The organism is Enterobacter sp. JJBC (assembly GCF_036936505.1).
Lineage (GTDB): Bacteria > Pseudomonadota > Gammaproteobacteria > Enterobacterales > Enterobacteriaceae > Enterobacter > Enterobacter hormaechei_C.
In genome coordinates, this window is sequence record NZ_CP136935.1 from 29,541 (window position 1) to 46,805 (window position 17,265).

The following is a 17,265-nucleotide window of genomic DNA, read 5'->3' on the forward strand; positions in this document are numbered from 1 at the left end:
GAATAAGTGACTATGCATTCCCATAAATGCGCGAGGAATCTACCACAGAGAGATGACAATTTAAGCATTACTGTGATGAATGACAGAAGACGTGAAGGCAGGATTTGTAAACAAGATCGGCAACTAATGTTGCCAGCGAATTACGCCAGGCGCAGCAGGATCGCACCGGCAGCAATTCCCAGTGCCGCCGCGATGCGCAGGCCGGCAACCTTCTCTTTTAAAAGCACAAATGCGATTAATGCGCCGAAGAGAATAGAGGTTTCACGCAGTGCGGCGACCACAGCCAGCGGTGCCTGGGTCATCGCCCAGAGTGCCAGACCGTAAGATCCCATCGTCCCGACGCCGCCGAGCAGCCCTTTTTTCCAATGCAGGCGCAGGTAGCTGGACGCTTCGCGACGCCGCGCCACCATTGCCCAGCTCAGCAGACAGAAACCGTTCATGAAGAAGGTCCAGAGCGTGTAGCCCAGCGCAGTGTCCGAGAGTCGCACACCGGTGCCGTCCACCAGGGTATACCCGGCGATAAAACAGGCGTTCAGCAGCGCCAGCCAGATCCCCTTGCGTGACTGCATGCGGCCGTTCATCGCCATCGCCAGAATCGACAGACAAATGACCCCGATGCCGGACCACGCAAGCCAGGAGAGATGATCCCCGAGCACCATTACGCTGATCAGCGCCACCAGCAGAGGGGCCGTCCCGCGCATAAGGGGGTAGGTCTGGCTCATGTCGGAGACCTGATAAGTTTTTGCCACCAGTACCGTATACACCACCTGTAACGCACAGGAGACGAACAAATATGGCCAGCTTGCGGCAGTTGGCTGAGGAGAGAAGGGCAGTAAAATCAGGGCAATAAGCGCGGCTGAACCGCTGACTCCGATCGCCGAGTAGAGTTTATCCGTTCCGGCTTTAACGATGGCGTTCCAGCTGGCATGCAGCAGTGCGGCGAACAGTAAAATGCAGAAAACGGTGATGGTCATGGCGTATCGGTTGATGAAATGTCATCCAACTGTAACATTCACCCGTCGATGCTGCCAGCCGCTTACACTGCGCAAAAAAGGCGGTGCGTCACCCGGGGTTCGTCTGACACCAGCCTGAAGCCCGCCCGATGGTAAAATCCGTACGCGGTTTCCGGCGCATGGGTATTAAGAAAATCAAACCAGATGCTGGCATCCGCCATCACCACGGTCAAAAGTTGTTTGCCAATGCCCTGCCCACGGCACTTTTCGCTGACGTAGAGATGACGAATACGTCCGGCGCGCGGCTGCTGGCTGAACGGATCGCGGTTGAGGCCGCACACGCCCACCAGCCTGCCGTTAAGAAACGCCCCCAGCAGCTTTTCACCCGGCGCGTTAAAGCGGTTTTCACCCCGCTGCCAGTTTTCTTCCAGCCTGCGCAGCATATTGAAATTCAACGCGATACTCTCCGCCTTCAGGGCGATATAGCCCGGTTCATCAGGCGTAACAGGCTCAATTAACAGACGCGACATAGCATTCCCTCGTTATTAAAGAGGGGCGGTTGCCCGCCCCTCTCAGGTGCGACTTGAACCTGAATCACCGAACGTATTTCAGGACAGCATCAAGCAGTTGCAATACAGCAACAATGAGTTTGAGGACAAGTATGACCATATCCACGACGCTCATACGCGTCTCCTTTTGGTTAAAAGGAGCACGATGCTGGCGTACCTTTCCGCCGCCTGTGGCCAGCACCTGGATTGACGTAACACAGTGTGCTCACTTCAGGGGTTAAGGCACTGACGGCACCACCCGTTTCAGCCAGGACTTCGTTGCGCCGGTAAACTGCGGCCCCCTCGCTCACTGCGAACACCCTCAGTATAGATAAATACTGTATGCATGAACAGTATTTTATGGACAAATTTTGGAAGGCGATCCATACTCAAAAACGTCAAAATCCGTGCCGGAATTGCGCGTTCGTCTTCAATCGCGTATACTTTTCGCGTTGACGTAACACAGTGTGTTCTGCGGCGACCAACCGCAAAACCCTGATAAAAACCTCGCTTAGGCGGGGTTTTTTGTTTTCTGACGAAGTGAAAATAGTACCCTTCGTTGACTTATTGGCAACAGGTGTTATCGTTGCCATAATGGCAATGGACGCGGCAGGCAAGCAGGATGCATTTAATCTCAATGAAGGCAATTTTGGATGCGGTAAGCCAGTTCCCGCAACACAGAGAAGAGCTTCTCTTTTTAGGACGAGTTATTGAAAAGAGCCACTGCCCGACGCCCGCTGCACTGAGAAAACTTTTCCCAACGCTGGATAACTTCAAGTATCTTGACGTATAGGAATTTGGAACCATTTCTGCTCCGGATTAAGCTGACTAAAATTTAATCACCATCCGATTTGTATGTTGCCGGGTTAGTCTGCATCCTGCACTATGGTTGTTATTTGTGCTTTTTCAGGTCGTTTTATGTGCTTTTTACAACCGACTGGCGGATCTTTCCTGCATCAGGCCGGGATATACCTCATCAGACTGATCTCCCGGGCATGAGTTTTCAGCCCCTGTACATTCAGGCCGGCCACCGCACGACGGTATACCATCTTCCCTCCGCACAACACGCATTCAAACGGGTCGCGTCGCAGGAACTGCTTGCTCATCTGCGCGTAGCACACCTTTGCCACCGCCTCCGGTTTATCCATCCCCAGTGCGCTGTAGACCGCTGGCAACTTTTCTCCACACACCCGGTTGGCCAGAAAGCCAAAATACCGCACCATCCGAAAGAACTTCTCCGGGATATGCTGCTTCAGGCGTGCCACGATTTCCCGCTGCGTCAGCGTCTCTGTAGCCTGCTCACCCGTATTGTGGTCATGGTAGCGGAAGCTCAGCGTGGCACCGCCGGCATAGTGTGCCAGCCGGGAGCCTGCTATCGGCGGTTTTTTCAGGTAACGGCCCAGATATTTCACGGTGTTTTTGCCACCCGCCGTCTTTTTGGACATGTACACATGCCAGTAATCGCCTCCGGCGGTCAGTACCAGGCTGCGCCACTGTGATTCGGTGGTGATATGCGACAGCGAAGGGGGTATTGCGATGCCATCAGACCAGACGCTCAGCAGCAGCTGACGGATATTCCACATCCAGCGGGCGCGCATGGTGTCCTTCCGGAAGCTGATTTTTTTCCATTTGCCGTGCGCATCAATACCGCCGCAGGTGACGGAGACGTGCACATGCGGATGCCAGTTGAGACGACGACCATAGGTATGAATTGCGCAGAAAATGCCGATATCCAGCCCACGCTTGCTGGCGGCATACAACAGGTTATCGACTGCCAGGCGGCAGAGGTCATTAAGCAGCCAGCGGTTGACCTCAAACAGGGGCCACAGCGTGTCGGGCAGGGTGAAGACGAGGTGTATCCAGTCGCAGTCCGGCAGGCGGTTGAGCTGAGCGGCAATCCAGATATCAGTGGCCTTTTTCCCGCAGGAGGGACAGGCGCGACTGTGGCAGGTATTGGTAATGTATTTTACATGCGGGCAGCCGGGATTATCACAGCCATACTCCTTCACGCCGGTGATGCGGGTACCGCAGGCGAGCATTTTTGTGACGGCTTCGACCTCGATATCGCGCAGGCCGCCGGCATCGAGGAAGGAGGTCCAACACTGGTTGGCTGTAAAGAGTTTTTTAAGTGGGCGAGGGGTAAAACCGGACAACATGGGGCAGATTAATCTCCGGTATCCTGCAGGCGAGTGAGAGCGGCAGTATCGTTGCGGTGCTCCAGTATGGCAGCGACGACCATTACCGGAGGCGGATCCATGGGCTTCATCAGTTTAATCCAGTCCCATTCACGCTGAGAGAGCTTATCAGCGGCAACGGAGAGGAGGACGGTATCGATACTTTTGCGGGTCATCATGGAGAAAGGTCCTGAGGAAAATATGTAGTTAGATCATACATATTCCACTCAGCGTATGGCAACTACGGGCCAGGCAGACGGTCGTGTTTTTCAATTTGCAGCCGTCAGGCTGCCCTGTTCATAAGCATTATGTTATTGATATTGCAAATAACAATCTCAGAGTAGTGGCTCTCATCTTCTTTGAAAGCCAAAAGTTTTATGTGCGCCATGTTTTTACTCATAAGGAATATGACCGTTTTACGGAGAAACATCGCACTAAGGGGAAGAAATGATGATCGTCGCTGATGCAATGAAAGCTACGCACGCCCTTGTTGCGGCCGTTCCTTTACTGGGTGAACAGCCGAGCGAGAAAGATTATAAGGATGCGCTTGAGCTGGTTGAGTATCTCCTTATGAACGAGCCCAATAGCCCCTTGCTGGATATTGTGTGCGCCAGAATTAGCCGTTACGAAGCTAATCGGCCAGAGATAGTCGCATTACGCAAGGAGATGGAGTCTGTTCCTGTCGGAATTGCAGTTTTAAGAACATTGATGGATCAATACAATCTGACGATATCGGATTTTCAGGATGAAATTGGTAGTAAATCGATGGTTTCACGGGTTCTGAATGGTCAGAGACAGCTTACCCTGAACCATATTAAAAAGCTGGCGGCCAGATTTGGGGTATCACCTGCGTTATTTATTGAGTGAGTAAAAACCCTTTATTGAGTGTCACCACCCAACAAACGAAACGTGATCCCTGACGCATTTTTGCGCAGATGAAAATATTTCCATTGTCACGCCCGAAAACCTGTGTTTGTATAAATTCAATCAATGATTCCAAACACAGGTCCCCAATGACTTCATCCATCTTCACTTCGACCCTACTAAAAACTGCGCAACCTGCCGCAGTGGTCGTCGTGCGTGTGGTGGTGGTCGTCGGCAATGCGCCGTAGGGACTGGATCAACACACGAATCCAAAACCCCGCCGGCGCAAACCGGGCGGGGTTTTTCGTTTAGGGCCCCTCCCGGATACGCTAAGTAGTTCGGGTTGCAGGAAGGCGGCTAGTGAGCGAATCCCCAGGAGCGTACATAGGTACGTGACTGGGGTGAGGGAACGCAGCCAACGCATCTGCAACCTGAACTACGACGCGTAAAGCTGGCTCAGAAGAAAAGGACTGGAGCATGGCAAGTTCGGGCACAACATCCACCAAGACGCGTTTTACAGGCGCGCAGCTGATTGTTCATTTACTGGAACGACAGGGCATCACCACCGTTGCGGGCATCCCGGGTGGGACCGTGCTGCCGCTGTATGATGCGTTAAGCCAAAGCACACAGATCCGCCACGTGCTGGCGCGCCACGAGCAGGGCGCAGGCTTTATCGCCCAGGGCATGGCGCGTACCCAGGGTAAACCGGCGGTCTGTATGGCCTGTAGCGGGCCGGGCGCCACTAACCTGGTGACCGCCATCGCCGACGCGCGTCTCGACTCCATTCCGCTGATCTGCATTACCGGCCAGGTGCCGTCCTCGATGATCGGCACCGATGCGTTCCAGGAAGTCGATACCTACGGCATCTCTATCCCCATCACCAAACATAACTATTTAGTTCGCGATATCAGCGAGCTGCCTCAGGTTATCAGCGATGCGTTCCGCATTGCGCAGTCTGGCCGCCCGGGCCCGGTGTGGATAGACATTCCTAAGGATGTCCAGACCGCAGAGATCGAGATCGACATTCTGCCGGAGCCGGGCGAGCGTGCCCCCGCGCCGGAGTTCAGCGCTGAGAGCGTGCGCGATGCGGCGGCAATGATCAACGCCGCCAAACGCCCGGTGCTGTATCTGGGCGGCGGGGCGATCAACGCCGCGGATGAAATCCGCCAGTTTGCGGAAAAAGCCAACCTGCCGACCACCATGACCCTGATGGCGCTGGGTATGCTGCCCAAAGCGCATCCATTGTCTTTAGGGATGCTGGGCATGCACGGCGCGCGCAGCACCAACTACATCCTGCAAGAGGCGGATTTGCTGATAGTTATGGGGGCGCGTTTTGATGACCGGGCGATTGGCAAAACCGAGCAGTTCTGCCCGAACGCCAAAATCATTCACGTGGATATCGACCGCGCCGAGCTGGGTAAAATCAAGCAGCCGCACGTGGCGATCCAGGGCGACGTGGCCGAGGTGCTGGCGCAGCTGATCCCGCAGACGGTGGCAACCGACCGCGCCGACTGGTGCCAGCTGGTGGCCGATCTGCAACGCGAGTTCCCGGGCGCTATCCCAACCGAGGGCGACCCGCTGAGCCACTATGGTCTTATCAACGCTGTTGCCGCCTGCGTGGATGACAGCGCGATTATCACCACCGACGTCGGCCAGCATCAGATGTGGACTGCCCAGGCGTATCCGCTGAACCGCCCGCGCCAGTGGCTGACCTCCGGCGGCCTTGGCACCATGGGCTTCGGCCTGCCCGCAGCGGTTGGCGCGGCGCTCGCCAACCCGGACCGTAAGGTGATCTGCTTCTCCGGTGACGGCAGCCTGATGATGAATATTCAGGAGATGGCGACGGCGGCCGAAAACCAGTTAGACGTCAAAATCATTCTGATGAACAACGAGGCGCTGGGTCTGGTACACCAGCAGCAGAGCCTGTTCTATAAGCAGGGCGTGTTTGCGGCGACCTATCCGGGGATGATCAACTTCATGCAGATTGCCGCTGGTTTTGGCCTGCACACCTGCGATCTGAACGCCGAAGAAGATGCCCACGCGGCGTTGCAGGATGCGATTTCTCGCCCTGGCCCGGCGTTGATCCACGTGCGTATCGACCCTGAACAAAAAGTGTATCCGATGGTGCCGCCGGGTGCGGCAAATACTGAGATGGTGGGAGAATAAGCCATGCAGAAACAACATGATAACGTCATTCTGGAACTCACCGTCCGCAACCACCCTGGCGTCATGACCCACGTCTGCGGGCTGTTTGCCCGCCGGGCATTTAACGTGGAAGGCATTCTCTGCCTGCCGATTCAGGGCAGCGAGCACAGCCGCATCTGGCTACTGGTCAACGACGACCAGCGTCTGGAGCAGATGATAGCGCAGATCGACAAGCTGGAAGACGTCACCAACGTGGCGCGCAACCAGTCCGATCCCACCATGTTTAACAAAATTGCGGTGTTCTTCGAATAGATCGCTTAAGGTAAGCGTCTTTCGCTCTTGTAGGCCGGATAAGCGCAGCGCCATCCGGCTTTTTCAGACCGCAGGAACACACATGACCACCATCGCCCTTATTGACGACCACCTTATCGTCCGCTCTGGCTTTGCCCAGCTTCTCAACCTCGAACCGGATTTCCAGGTCGTGGCCGAGTTTGGCTCCGGTCGCGAGGCGCTGGCGGGCCTGCCGGGGCGCGGGGTGCAGGTCTGTATCTGCGATATCTCAATGCCGGATCTCTCCGGGCTTGAGCTGTTAAGCCAGCTGCCGAAAGGAATGGCGACCATTATGCTCTCGGTCCACGACAGCCCGGCGCTGGTCGAGCAGGCGCTCAACGCGGGGGCGCGCGGGTTCCTCTCAAAACGCTGTAGCCCGGATGAGCTGATCGCCGCCGTGCGCACCGTCTCCACCGGCGGCTGCTACCTGACGCCGGATATCGCCATCAAGCTGGCGGCGGGACGGCAGGATCCACTCACCAGACGCGAGCGTCAGGTGGCAGAGAAACTTGCCCAGGGCATGTCGGTGAAAGAGATTGCCGTAGAGCTGGGGTTGTCGCCAAAGACCGTTCACGTTCATCGCGCCAACCTGATGGAAAAACTCAACGTCAGTAACGATGTCGAGCTGGCGCGCCGTATGTTTGACAGCTGGCAATGAACTCCCTTTTTTCGCGGCTGATCGCCGTTGTCGCCAGCTTTTTTATCTTCTCCGCCGCGTGGTTCTGCCTGTGGAGTATCAGCCTGCATCTGGTGGAACGCCCGGAGCTGGCGGTGCTGCTGTTCCCCTTTGGCCTGCGTCTGGGGCTGATGCTGCAATGCCCGCGCGGCTACTGGCCGGTGCTGCTGGGCGCAGAGTGGCTGATGCTGATCTGGCTGGCGCAGGAAGTGGCGCTGGCGCATCTGCCGTTATTGATGACCGGAAGCCTGCTCACGCTTATCCCGGTCGCCCTGATTTCCCGCTACCGTCACCAGCGCGACTGGCGCACGCTGCTGCGTCAGGGGGCGGCGCTAATTGCCGCCGCGCTGTTGCAGTCTCTGCCGTGGGTGGGTGAAAAGGAGGTGCTTAACGCCCTGCTGCTGACCCTTACCGGCGGCCTGACGCTGGCCCCGACCTGCCTTGTGATCTGGCATTATCTTACAAGCACTGTCTGGCAGCCGCTCGGCCCGGCGCTGGTCTCCCAGCCGGTGAACTGGCGCGCCCGGCATCTCATCTGGTATCTGCTGCTGTTTGTGGTGAGCCTGTGGCTCCAGCTTGGTCTCCCCGCTGAATTATCACGCTTCACGCCGTTTTGTCTGGCGCTGCCGATCATCGCCCTTGCCTGGCACTACGGCTGGCAGGGCGCATTGATCGCCACGCTGATGAACGCCATCGCGCTGATTGCCAGCCAGACCTGGCACGATCATCCGGTAGATTTACTGCTTTCCCTGCTGGCCCAGAGCCTGACCGGGCTGCTGCTCGGCGCGGGCATACAGCGCCTGCGCGAGCTGAACCAGTCCCTGCAGACCGAGCTGGCGCGCAACCGCCGTCTGGCGGAGCGTCTGCTGGAGACGGAAGAGAGCGTGCGGCAAGAGGTTGCCCGCGAGCTGCACGACGACATCGGCCAGACCATCACCGCCATCCGTACCCAGGCGGGCATTGTTCAGCGCCTGGCGGCAGAAAACGCGGGCGTGAAGCAGGGCGGGGCGCATATCGAACAGCTTTCGCTGGGCGTCTATGATTCCGTTCGTCGCCTGTTAGGGCGGCTGCGCCCGCGCCAGCTTGACGATCTCTCCCTGGAGCAGGCGGTACGCTCTCTGATGCGCGAGATGGAGCTGGAAAGCCGCGGCATTGTCAGCCATCTCGACTGGCGCATTAGCGAACCTGCGCTGAGCGAAGGCCAGCGCGTAACCCTGTTCCGCGTCTGTCAGGAGGGGCTGAACAATATCGTCAAACATGCCAGTGCCAGCGCGGTCACGATCCAGGGCTGGCAGCAGGACGAGCGCCTGATGCTGGTGATTGAAGACGACGGCTGCGGCCTGCCGCCGGGCTCCGGGCAGCAGGGCTTTGGCCTGGCGGGCATGCGCGAGCGCGTAAAGGCGCTTGGCGGCACGCTGAGCCTCTCCTGCACCCACGGGACGCGCGTCAGCGTCAGTTTGCCGTTAAGGACGCATCATGTTTAAAACCCCCGCCAGCGTCGCCCCGCTAAGCAACAAAGCGGAAATCGACTCCCGCTACCGCTACTGGCGTCGCCATATCCTGATTACCATCTGGCTCGGCTACGCGCTGTTCTACTTTACCCGCAAAAGCTTCAACGCCGCCGCGCCTGAAATTCTCGCCAGCGGCGTGATGACCCGCACCGATATCGGCCTGCTGGCGACGCTGTTTTATATCACCTACGGCCTGTCGAAGTTCTTCTCCGGCATCGTCAGCGATCGCTCCAACGCGCGTTATTTTATGGGCGTCGGGCTGATCGCCACCGGCGTGGTGAATATTCTGTTTGGCTTCTCCACCTCGCTCTGGGCCTTCGCCCTGCTGTGGGCGCTGAACGCCTTTTTCCAGGGCTGGGGCGCGCCGGTCTGCGCCCGCCTGCTGACCGCCTGGTACTCACGCAACGAGCGTGGCGGCTGGTGGGCGATATGGAACACCGCGCATAACGTCGGCGGGGCGCTGATCCCGATGGTGGTGGGTGCCGCGGCGCTGCACTACGGCTGGCGCGCGGGGATGATGATAGCCGGTGGCCTCGCGATTGTCGCCGGGCTGTTCCTCTGCTGGCGCCTGCGCGACAGGCCGCAGACCGTTGGCCTTCCACCGGTGGGCGACTGGCGGCACGACGAGATGGAGATCGCCCAGCAGCAGGAAGGGGCCGGGCTGTCCCGCCAGGAGATCCTCACCAAATACGTGCTGAAAAACCCCTACATCTGGCTGCTGTCGCTCTGCTACGTGCTGGTCTACGTGGTGCGCGCGGCCATCAACGACTGGGGCAATCTGTACATGTCCGAGACGCTCGGCGTGGATCTGGTGACCGCCAACTCGGCGGTGACCATGTTTGAACTGGGCGGGTTTATCGGCGCGCTGGTGGCGGGCTGGGGCTCAGACAAGCTATTCAACGGCAACCGCGGCCCGATGAACCTGATTTTTGCCGCCGGGATCCTGCTCTCCGTCGGCTCACTATGGTTGATGCCGTTCGCCAGCTACGTGATGCAGGCGGCGTGCTTCTTCACCATCGGATTTTTCGTCTTTGGCCCGCAGATGCTGATCGGCATGGCGGCGGCGGAGTGTTCCCACAAAGAGGCGGCCGGCGCGGCGACGGGCTTTGTCGGGCTGTTTGCCTACCTTGGCGCATCGCTCTCCGGCTGGCCGCTGGCGCGGGTGATCGACATCTGGCACTGGAGCGGGTTCTTCGCGGTGATCGCCATCGCGGCGGGCATCTCCGCCCTGCTTTTACTGCCGTTTTTGCACGCGCAGGCACCGCGCGAAGCGTGACGCGCCTCACCTTTTGCTGCCGAGACGCGCAAAACTAAGAAATTTTCCCGGTTTCACCTGGACGCTGTCTCAGGCATCTCTCCTGGCTGGTTTTTACAATGCTGCAAAAATCAGCTCAGGAGTAAACCAACCATGCTGGCCTTCTTAAACCAGGTGCGCAAGCCGACCCTGGATCTGCCGCTCGACGTGCGGCGCAAGATGTGGTTCAAACCGTTCATGCAGTCTTATCTGGTGGTCTTCATCGGCTACCTGACCATGTATCTGATCCGCAAAAACTTTAACATCGCGCAGAACGACATGATCTCGACCTACGGGCTGAGCATGACCCAACTGGGGATGATTGGCCTGGGCTTTTCCATCACCTACGGCGTGGGGAAAACGGTTGTGTCCTACTACGCGGACGGCAAAAACACCAAGCAGTTCCTGCCGTTTATGCTGATCCTCTCCGCTATCTGTATGCTCGGCTTCAGCGCCAGCATGGGCGCGGGCTCCGTCAGCCTGTTCCTGATGATCGCCTTCTACGCCCTGAGCGGTTTTTTCCAGAGTACCGGCGGGTCGTGCAGCTACTCCACCATTACCAAATGGACCCCACGCCGCAAGCGTGGTTCCTACCTCGGCATGTGGAACATCTCCCACAACCTCGGCGGAGCGGGCGCGGCTGGCGTGGCGCTGTTTGGCGCAAACTACCTGTTCGACGGCCATGTGATCGGCATGTTTATCTTCCCGTCGATTATCGCCCTGATCGTCGGCTTTATCGGCCTTCGCTACGGCAGCGACTCCCCGGAATCGTACGGCCTCGGCAAAGCCGAAGAGCTGTTCGGCGAGGAGATCAGCGAAGAGGACAAAGAGACCGAAGAGAACGAGATGACCAAATGGCAGATCTTTGTTGAGTACGTGCTGAAAAACAAAGTGATTTGGCTGCTGTGCTTCTCGAACATCTTCCTGTACGTGGTGCGTATCGGTATCGACCAGTGGTCAACCGTGTATGCTTTCCAGGAGCTGAAGCTTTCTAAAGAGGTGGCGATTCAGGGCTTCACCCTGTTCGAAGTGGGCGCGCTGGTCGGCACGCTGCTGTGGGGCTGGCTCTCCGACCTCGCCAACGGCCGTCGCGCGCTGGTGGCCTGCATCGCGCTGGCGCTGATTATCGCCACGCTCGGCGTTTACCAGCACGCCAGCAACCAGTACGTTTATCTGGCGTCCCTGTTCGCGCTCGGCTTCCTGGTGTTTGGCCCTCAGCTGCTGATTGGCGTGGCGGCCGTAGGGTTCGTGCCGAAAAAAGCGATCGGCGCCGCCGATGGGATTAAAGGCACCTTCGCCTACCTGATCGGCGACAGCTTCGCCAAGCTTGGCCTGGGGATGATCGCCGACGGTACGCCAATTTTCGGCCTCACCGGCTGGGCGGGCACCTTCGCGGCGCTGGATGCGGCAGCGATCGGCTGTATCGTCCTGATGGCGATGGTCGCGGTGCTGGAAGAGCGTAAGATCCGCCGTGAGAACCGTGCGCAGAAATTAAAAGTAGCCTGAGTGTGCAGGTAACTTCTTTGCCCGGTGTGTGATGCCGGGCTTTTTTCTTAAAAAAAGACCATCCTTATTCAAATCAAAGATTTGTATTTACCCCGTTATCTCAACATGCAAACATTCTGATTTAACCACATTTTAAATCAGGTCTTTGTTATGGATAACTGGCTGGCGCTCTTCGACGGACAGACCCGTTACACCCTGGACATTACGGACTCCCGCGTCACGCCCGACGTGCTGCGTTTTAAGGGCCGCGAGGCCCTCAGCGAGCCCTTCCGCTGGACCATCGACTTCACCAACCCGCAGAATAATCTCGCCCCCGAAGAGGTACTGATAAAGTACGCCACCCTGCGCATGCGCAGCGGGAAGGCAGTGCACGGCATCATCACCCGTCTGGAGTGGCTTTCCACCACCGCCGACCAGTCGCATTACCAGGTGGAGCTGAGTTCCCGTCTGGCGCTGCTCAGCCGCACCCGCCAGTGCCGCATTTTCCAGAACCAGTCCGTGCCGGAGGTGGTGGAACAGGTGCTGCGCAGACACGGGCTGGATGGGCCGGACTTTGAGTTTCGTCTGGAGCGCAGCTATCCGGCGCGTGAACTTATCACCCAGTGGCGGGAGACGGATTTACAGTTTATCCAGCGCATTCTGTCAGAGGTGGGGATTTACTGGCGCACGGAGATGGATGATGTGCGCGGTCTGGATACGTACATTTTTGCCGACAGCCAGCTGAACTATCACTTTGATGTGCGCCTGCCGTACCGCGAGCCGTCGGGTCTGTTCGACGGCGCAGCAGAATCCGTCTGGGATGTGCGCACCTGGCACAGGATTGTCACCGGCACCGTCGCCACACGGGATTACAACTACCGGACAGCCACCACGCCGATGGATGCGACGGTCAGCGTACGCAGTGATGCGGTGACGACGGGTGAGCACTACCGCTACGCCGCGCCGTACCGCACGGCAGGGGACGACAGCGACCCGGAGCCGGAAACCGAATCCGGCGCATTTTATGCCCGGCTTCATCACGAGCGGGAACTCAATAAATCAGCCCGCATTCACCTGTTCAGCAATGCCTCACTCCTCGCGCCCGGTCAGGTGCTGGAGCCGCAGGGCGATGTCATTGATGCCCTGAAAGAGGGGGCCATCCTCACGCTGGTGACTTTCCGGGGCGCCCGTGATTCCCGCCTGCACGTATCGGTGTGGGGCATGCCTTACACCGAACGGTACTGTTTCCGCCCGAGGGAAGTTTCGCGCCCGGAAATCCACGGTACCCTGCCCGCCCGCATTGAGAGCCGGGAAAAGAACGGTATCTACGCCCACCTGGACGACCAGGGACGCTACCGCGTCAGGATGGACTTTGACCGGAACGATGCGCAACAGGGCTTCGCATACCTGTGGCTGCGGATGGCGAAACCGTATGCCGGAGAAACGTACGGCTGGCATACGCCACTGACCGACGGGACCGAAGTGGCGATTGCGTACAGCAACGGCGACATCGACCTGCCGTACATCGCGTATGCGCTGCACGACTCGGAACACCCCGACCCCGTGACCCGCGACAACCACACCCGCAACGTGCTGCGCACTCCGGCGAACAACAAGCTGCGGATGGAGGATAAGCGCGGTGAGGAGCACGTCAGGCTCGCCACGGAGTACGGCAAGACGCAGCTCAACAGCGGGCATCTGGTGGACGCTCAGGAGCAGCACCGGGGCAAAGGATTTGAACTCCGGACCGATGAACACGGCGTCATTCGCGTGGCAAAGGGGCTGTTTGTCACTGCGGACGGACAGCAGAAGGCCGCAGGCGGGGTGCTGGACATGAACACGGCACTCAGGGAAATCGACGTCTGCCTGCGACAGCTTCAGCAGCTGGAGGTGGCGGCAGAGCAGGCGCAGGCGCTGAAAGCTGACGTGGACAGCCAGATACAGATGTTTGAGCAGCGCCTGAAGCCGCTGAACGAAACCCTGCTGTTCTCTGCCCCGGAAGGGGTTGCCGTGACCAGCGGGGAGCACATGCAGATGACAGCGGCAAAAAACGTCGCCGTTAACGCCGGAGGGGATATCAGTGCCGGTGTCATGGGCAACATGACGGCGCTGTCGGGGGAAAAGCTCGGGCTGTTTGCCAGAACGGGCCAGCTGAGCCTGAAAGCCAGTGAAGGCCCGGTTGAGATGCAGGCGCAGAACGGGAGAATGCAGCTGTTCGCGGAAAAGAAGCTCACCCTGTCGTCCGCGAGCGACATCACGTTTGCGGGCAAGAAGCGCATCACGCTCATCGGGGGCGGGAGTTACCTGCGGCTGGAGGCGGGGAAGGTAGAGTATGGTACGACCGCGATGTATATACGGAAGGTTAAACGGACAATGGCAGCGGGGAAAAATACAATTGAAACTGATTTACCTTCTGTTGCTGGCGAAGTCACAGATTTACAGTCCATTAAAAAAATTCTGTTCTCATAATCAAGGATTGAACGATGCATATTTCCCCTCCTATTTTATTACCATATTCCCCGAATGGCATTTTCAGCGACTGGGTTTTTCAGTGCATGCCTGTCGATACTGCACGTAATTATCCCGTAAATCCTGTGGGTGCATGGCACGGGGGCATACATATTCCTCATACAGATATTTCCAGTGCACAGGCCAACCCCATCCGGGCAATTGCTGACGGTACTATTATTTATGCCAGGTCTCCATCCGAAAACAAAGATAAAAAGCCACTGGCTTATAATGGGAAAACGGACGATGGGTGTGTACTGATCCGACATAAGATATTGATTGGCGAAGATCCTGTCGAGTTTGTTTTTTATTCGTTGACCATGCACCTGAAGCAGGTTCGATTTGAAATTTTGTCTAATATTGGACAGCGTATAAAACGTGAGCAAGTCTTAGGTACGTCGGGTGTCGTGGATGGAAAAAATGCATTCCACTTCCAGATTTGTTGCGAGCAAAAAATGCTCGATGTACTGTGTGGTCGAATTGATGGAGGGATAAATATTGCGTTCCCGGGAAGGGTAAAGCCTGTATACGGTAGTGAGTACTATTATTTCCCAGCGGGTACTCCTGTTTATGGGGATATTCCTAAAGGTTTTGTGCACGCTCCAGCGAACCTTACGACGGAAGATTTATATATTATCAACAGTGGGGGAGATACAAAAACGCTGCGAAAAAAAATGATGGTTTCTATGACCACATCGGCAGTGTTGCTGTGGGCGTCAATTATATCAGCGAAGCATCAGGGGTTGATTCCCTGAAAAATGCCATGGGATACAGTCAGTGGGTTAAGATTGCGATCCCTGGTGGAAGTGGGTGGGTCGATGTCTGTACTAATAATATAATGACTTACAGCGAGGCCGAACTACCTGACTGGGCAGGATGGTCTCTGATTGATGACGACGCATCCAGCGATAGCCAGTGTAATTCAAAAATTATAAAAAAGTTATATGCAGAAAAAAAGAATGATGATGCAAAAGATCTGCTTAAACACTCAATTTGCAAGTTTCCATTCGAGTGGGATTTTTCAACATTCGATGCGCGTTTTTCATGGGTAAAAACAAAAACAGATCATCTACCCGAGCCATTGACCGATGATGATTACAATGAACTCAAGGAACACATAAAGTCGTTATGCTTCTTTGATAAATTGCCTGCTGAGGTACAGAAGGAACTCAGTGGTCAGATTTGGCATTTTGAACCCCGAGTATTTATCACGCAGATACAAAAAGCAGAGCGCCGTTTGATCTTTAAAACCATCAAAAAAATGAATGACTTCACTGCTGATGATATGCGGTACGGTGATATGGCGAAAGAGCAGATACTCGCTCAGGGAAAAATGAACAAAGTTGACATTTGGGGGCAGGAGTTTAAAGTTAACTTTTTCAATTTTGACAAGACTATTGATGAGCATTTTAAGAGCATGGATAGTATGGGGTACTGGACTGCTTGGGGAGAATATTCAAGTCTTATAAATATCATGCTCAAAAAGTTTAAAGCGAACGAAGGTGGGGTTTTAAAGCATAATCTTTTGAATAAGGCATTTTCTAAACATGTAACTACAGTGGAATGTGTTAATAAAATTAAGGGGTTTATTAAATCATTACTTGATGACAATGGTTATATGAGTCTTTCGGTTAATGACTTAAACGTGTTAAATGAAAAAATAAGGAATGGTGTTAAGCTTCCTAAATTCGATAACTATGATTGGTTTAATGGTTTAGGAATAACTATCCATGATACTTATTCCACGCAAATTTATCTTAATTATATAGATGTTAGTGACGGTAAATTTAAAGCCGAAATTTCATTTCAAATACAGGATCACTTTGGTTTAGATGTTGCTGATGTTAATGGGAAATGGTTTGAAGACTTTCCATGGTTTTGTTCATGGTTCATTCTTCAGCGTTATACGGAATTTGGATATATGCCATTCATTAACGAGGCTGAGTTTTCAATGGTTGTTGAAGGGTGATAAATGAAGTTTAAATATATTTTTTTAGTGATAATTATCGGCGTTATAATAAGCGTGATTTATTTGTTTTTAAAACCAGCAAAAGTATCTGGGATATATCAAGATATAACTTATGACAAGCGCTGGGGTAGTGAATGTAAATCAACTATTGTATTGGTAGATAATGCTCCGCTGACGAAATCAAACCTTGCTAAATTATGGAGTCGAGAGAAAACATTCATTTTGGATAAGTGGAAGCCTTTTGTTAATAAATGCGATTATATACTTTTTATAAAAAACAAGACTGAGCCTCCTCATGATAGTGAGGAAGTTAAGTACTGGGTAGGTGATTATCAGTTATGTCTTAAAGGTAAGATAGATAGTTGCATTTCGAAAGATGAAAGGTTGTTTTATATAGGCATTGATAAGCAAATATATGGCGATAGATTGATCGGAGAGTTTGGCAATAAAAAACTTTATCTAAGTTTTGTGGACTGAATATTTTATTCTACCGGTTTGATGTGCGTCTGCCGCACCGCGAGCTATCGGATCTGCTTGACGGGGCGGCAGAATCGGTCTGGGATGTGCGGACACTGGCACAGTGTTGCCACCGTACCGTCGCCACGCGGGATTATAACTACCGGACAGCCACCATGCTGCTGGATGCTACAGTGAGCGTACGCAGTAAGACAAGCACTACAGCTACGCAGCACCGTACCGGAAGACGGATGATGACAACGCCACCAGCAGGCACGGCTGAACGATAGCACTCGGAAGTTCATGGTATCGTCCCTGGATGGTTTGCGAGCAGTGATAAGAACGATATTTC

At 55.3% G+C, this 17,265-nt stretch carries 17 protein-coding genes and 2 pseudogenes; 15 read left to right on the plus strand and 4 right to left on the minus strand.

Annotated features, from left to right (window positions below; genetic code table 11):
• Positions 1–140: 140 nt before the first annotated feature.
• Together RY075_RS00140 and RY075_RS00145 are read right to left on the minus strand one after the other, a co-directional pair.
• On the minus strand, positions 141–974 hold the full coding sequence (locus RY075_RS00140; protein WP_023323922.1) for a DMT family transporter: 834 nt from the start codon (positions 972–974) through the stop codon (positions 141–143).
• A gap of 62 nt (positions 975–1,036) precedes the next feature.
• A complete protein-coding gene (locus RY075_RS00145) occupies positions 1,037–1,483 on the minus strand; it encodes a GNAT family N-acetyltransferase (RefSeq protein ID WP_003861064.1) in 447 nt (148 codons plus the stop codon).
• A 640-nt stretch (positions 1,484–2,123) separates the two neighbouring features.
• Between RY075_RS00145 and RY075_RS00150 the strand changes: the two are divergent.
• Positions 2,124–2,288, plus strand: a pseudogene (locus RY075_RS00150) (addiction module toxin RelE); the annotation flags it as partial.
• A gap of 169 nt (positions 2,289–2,457) precedes the next feature.
• On the opposite strand, the gene RY075_RS00155 reads toward RY075_RS00150, so the two are convergent.
• Positions 2,458–3,657, minus strand: coding sequence for an IS91 family transposase (locus RY075_RS00155; protein ID WP_338627973.1), 1,200 nt, complete (start codon positions 3,655–3,657; stop codon positions 2,458–2,460).
• 8 nt (positions 3,658–3,665) lie between these two features.
• Complete coding sequence (locus RY075_RS00160) at positions 3,666–3,854, minus strand: hypothetical protein (RefSeq protein WP_338627974.1); 189 nt, start codon at positions 3,852–3,854, stop codon at positions 3,666–3,668.
• 116 nt (positions 3,855–3,970) lie between these two features.
• On the opposite strand from RY075_RS00160, the pseudogene RY075_RS00165 reads away from it, so the two are divergent.
• From RY075_RS00165 to RY075_RS00230, 14 genes and pseudogenes are all read left to right on the plus strand, one after another.
• Positions 3,971–4,126 (plus strand): annotated as a pseudogene (locus RY075_RS00165) (type II toxin-antitoxin system HigB family toxin); the annotation flags it as partial.
• A complete protein-coding gene (locus RY075_RS00170; RefSeq protein WP_156172551.1) occupies positions 4,123–4,542 on the plus strand; it encodes a helix-turn-helix domain-containing protein in 420 nt (139 codons plus the stop codon). The pseudogene RY075_RS00165 and the gene RY075_RS00170, both read left to right, overlap by 4 nt.
• A gap of 146 nt (positions 4,543–4,688) precedes the next feature.
• Positions 4,689–4,787 (plus strand): ilvB operon leader peptide IvbL, encoded by a 99-nt coding sequence (ivbL, locus tag RY075_RS00175; RefSeq protein ID WP_057979964.1) that lies wholly within the window; start codon positions 4,689–4,691, stop codon positions 4,785–4,787.
• Between the two features lie 229 nt (positions 4,788–5,016).
• A complete protein-coding gene (gene ilvB / locus RY075_RS00180) occupies positions 5,017–6,705 on the plus strand; it encodes an acetolactate synthase large subunit (protein ID WP_232967462.1) in 1,689 nt (562 codons plus the stop codon).
• Between the two features lie 3 nt (positions 6,706–6,708).
• Positions 6,709–6,996 carry an acetolactate synthase small subunit gene (gene ilvN / locus RY075_RS00185; RefSeq protein ID WP_003861055.1) on the plus strand — a complete coding sequence of 96 codons (288 nt, stop codon included), beginning with the start codon at positions 6,709–6,711 and terminating at the stop codon, positions 6,994–6,996.
• A gap of 82 nt (positions 6,997–7,078) precedes the next feature.
• The gene (gene uhpA / locus RY075_RS00190) at positions 7,079–7,672 is read left to right on the plus strand and encodes a transcriptional regulator UhpA (RefSeq protein ID WP_003861054.1); all 594 of its coding nucleotides are present in this window, start codon (positions 7,079–7,081) and stop codon (positions 7,670–7,672) included.
• The gene (gene uhpB, locus RY075_RS00195) at positions 7,669–9,174 is read left to right on the plus strand and encodes a signal transduction histidine-protein kinase/phosphatase UhpB (RefSeq protein ID WP_232967463.1); all 1,506 of its coding nucleotides are present in this window, start codon (positions 7,669–7,671) and stop codon (positions 9,172–9,174) included. Before uhpA ends, uhpB begins: the two co-directional genes overlap by 4 nt.
• The gene (locus RY075_RS00200; protein ID WP_045336027.1) at positions 9,167–10,477 is read left to right on the plus strand and encodes an MFS transporter; all 1,311 of its coding nucleotides are present in this window, start codon (positions 9,167–9,169) and stop codon (positions 10,475–10,477) included. Before uhpB ends, RY075_RS00200 begins: the two co-directional genes overlap by 8 nt.
• Positions 10,478–10,609: 132 nt before the next feature.
• Positions 10,610–12,001 carry a hexose-6-phosphate:phosphate antiporter gene (gene uhpT, locus RY075_RS00205; RefSeq protein WP_023315092.1) on the plus strand — a complete coding sequence of 464 codons (1,392 nt, stop codon included), beginning with the start codon at positions 10,610–10,612 and terminating at the stop codon, positions 11,999–12,001.
• Positions 12,002–12,151: 150 nt separating this feature from the next.
• On the plus strand, positions 12,152–14,449 hold the full coding sequence (gene vgrG, locus RY075_RS00210; protein ID WP_232967465.1) for a type VI secretion system tip protein VgrG: 2,298 nt from the start codon (positions 12,152–12,154) through the stop codon (positions 14,447–14,449).
• A 14-nt stretch (positions 14,450–14,463) separates the two neighbouring features.
• Positions 14,464–15,243, plus strand: coding sequence for a M23 family metallopeptidase (locus RY075_RS00215; RefSeq protein WP_232967468.1), 780 nt, complete (start codon positions 14,464–14,466; stop codon positions 15,241–15,243).
• Positions 15,198–16,457: a DUF3289 family protein gene (locus tag RY075_RS00220; RefSeq protein ID WP_233132391.1), complete on the plus strand. Its 1,260-nt coding sequence runs from the start codon at positions 15,198–15,200 to the stop codon at positions 16,455–16,457. The genes RY075_RS00215 and RY075_RS00220 overlap by 46 nt, the downstream gene beginning before the upstream one ends.
• 3 nt (positions 16,458–16,460) lie before the next feature.
• Positions 16,461–16,934 carry a hypothetical protein gene (locus tag RY075_RS00225; RefSeq protein WP_045895476.1) on the plus strand — a complete coding sequence of 158 codons (474 nt, stop codon included), beginning with the start codon at positions 16,461–16,463 and terminating at the stop codon, positions 16,932–16,934.
• 23 nt (positions 16,935–16,957) lie between these two features.
• Positions 16,958–17,203 carry a hypothetical protein gene (locus RY075_RS00230; RefSeq protein ID WP_126296865.1) on the plus strand — a complete coding sequence of 82 codons (246 nt, stop codon included), beginning with the start codon at positions 16,958–16,960 and terminating at the stop codon, positions 17,201–17,203.
• Positions 17,204–17,265 lie beyond the last annotated feature (62 nt).

Bases quoted from the DNA above. Each gene is read 5' to 3' on its own strand.
- RY075_RS00140 (WP_023323922.1), bottom strand. From the start codon at position 974: ATGACCATCACCGTTTTCTGCATTTTACTGTTCGCCGCACTGCTGCAT.
- RY075_RS00145 (WP_003861064.1), bottom strand. From the start codon at position 1,483: ATGTCGCGTCTGTTAATTGAGCCTGTTACGCCTGATGAACCGGGCTAT.
- RY075_RS00155 (WP_338627973.1), bottom strand. From the start codon at position 3,657: ATGTTGTCCGGTTTTACCCCTCGCCCACTTAAAAAACTCTTTACAGCC.
- RY075_RS00160 (WP_338627974.1), bottom strand. From the start codon at position 3,854: ATGATGACCCGCAAAAGTATCGATACCGTCCTCCTCTCCGTTGCCGCT.
- RY075_RS00170 (WP_156172551.1), top strand. From the start codon at position 4,123: ATGATGATCGTCGCTGATGCAATGAAAGCTACGCACGCCCTTGTTGCG.
- ivbL (WP_057979964.1), top strand. From the start codon at position 4,689: ATGACTTCATCCATCTTCACTTCGACCCTACTAAAAACTGCGCAACCT.
- ilvB (WP_232967462.1), top strand. From the start codon at position 5,017: ATGGCAAGTTCGGGCACAACATCCACCAAGACGCGTTTTACAGGCGCG.
- ilvN (WP_003861055.1), top strand. From the start codon at position 6,709: ATGCAGAAACAACATGATAACGTCATTCTGGAACTCACCGTCCGCAAC.
- uhpA (WP_003861054.1), top strand. From the start codon at position 7,079: ATGACCACCATCGCCCTTATTGACGACCACCTTATCGTCCGCTCTGGC.
- uhpB (WP_232967463.1), top strand. From the start codon at position 7,669: ATGAACTCCCTTTTTTCGCGGCTGATCGCCGTTGTCGCCAGCTTTTTT.
- RY075_RS00200 (WP_045336027.1), top strand. From the start codon at position 9,167: ATGTTTAAAACCCCCGCCAGCGTCGCCCCGCTAAGCAACAAAGCGGAA.
- uhpT (WP_023315092.1), top strand. From the start codon at position 10,610: ATGCTGGCCTTCTTAAACCAGGTGCGCAAGCCGACCCTGGATCTGCCG.
- vgrG (WP_232967465.1), top strand. From the start codon at position 12,152: ATGGATAACTGGCTGGCGCTCTTCGACGGACAGACCCGTTACACCCTG.
- RY075_RS00215 (WP_232967468.1), top strand. From the start codon at position 14,464: ATGCATATTTCCCCTCCTATTTTATTACCATATTCCCCGAATGGCATT.
- RY075_RS00225 (WP_045895476.1), top strand. From the start codon at position 16,461: ATGAAGTTTAAATATATTTTTTTAGTGATAATTATCGGCGTTATAATA.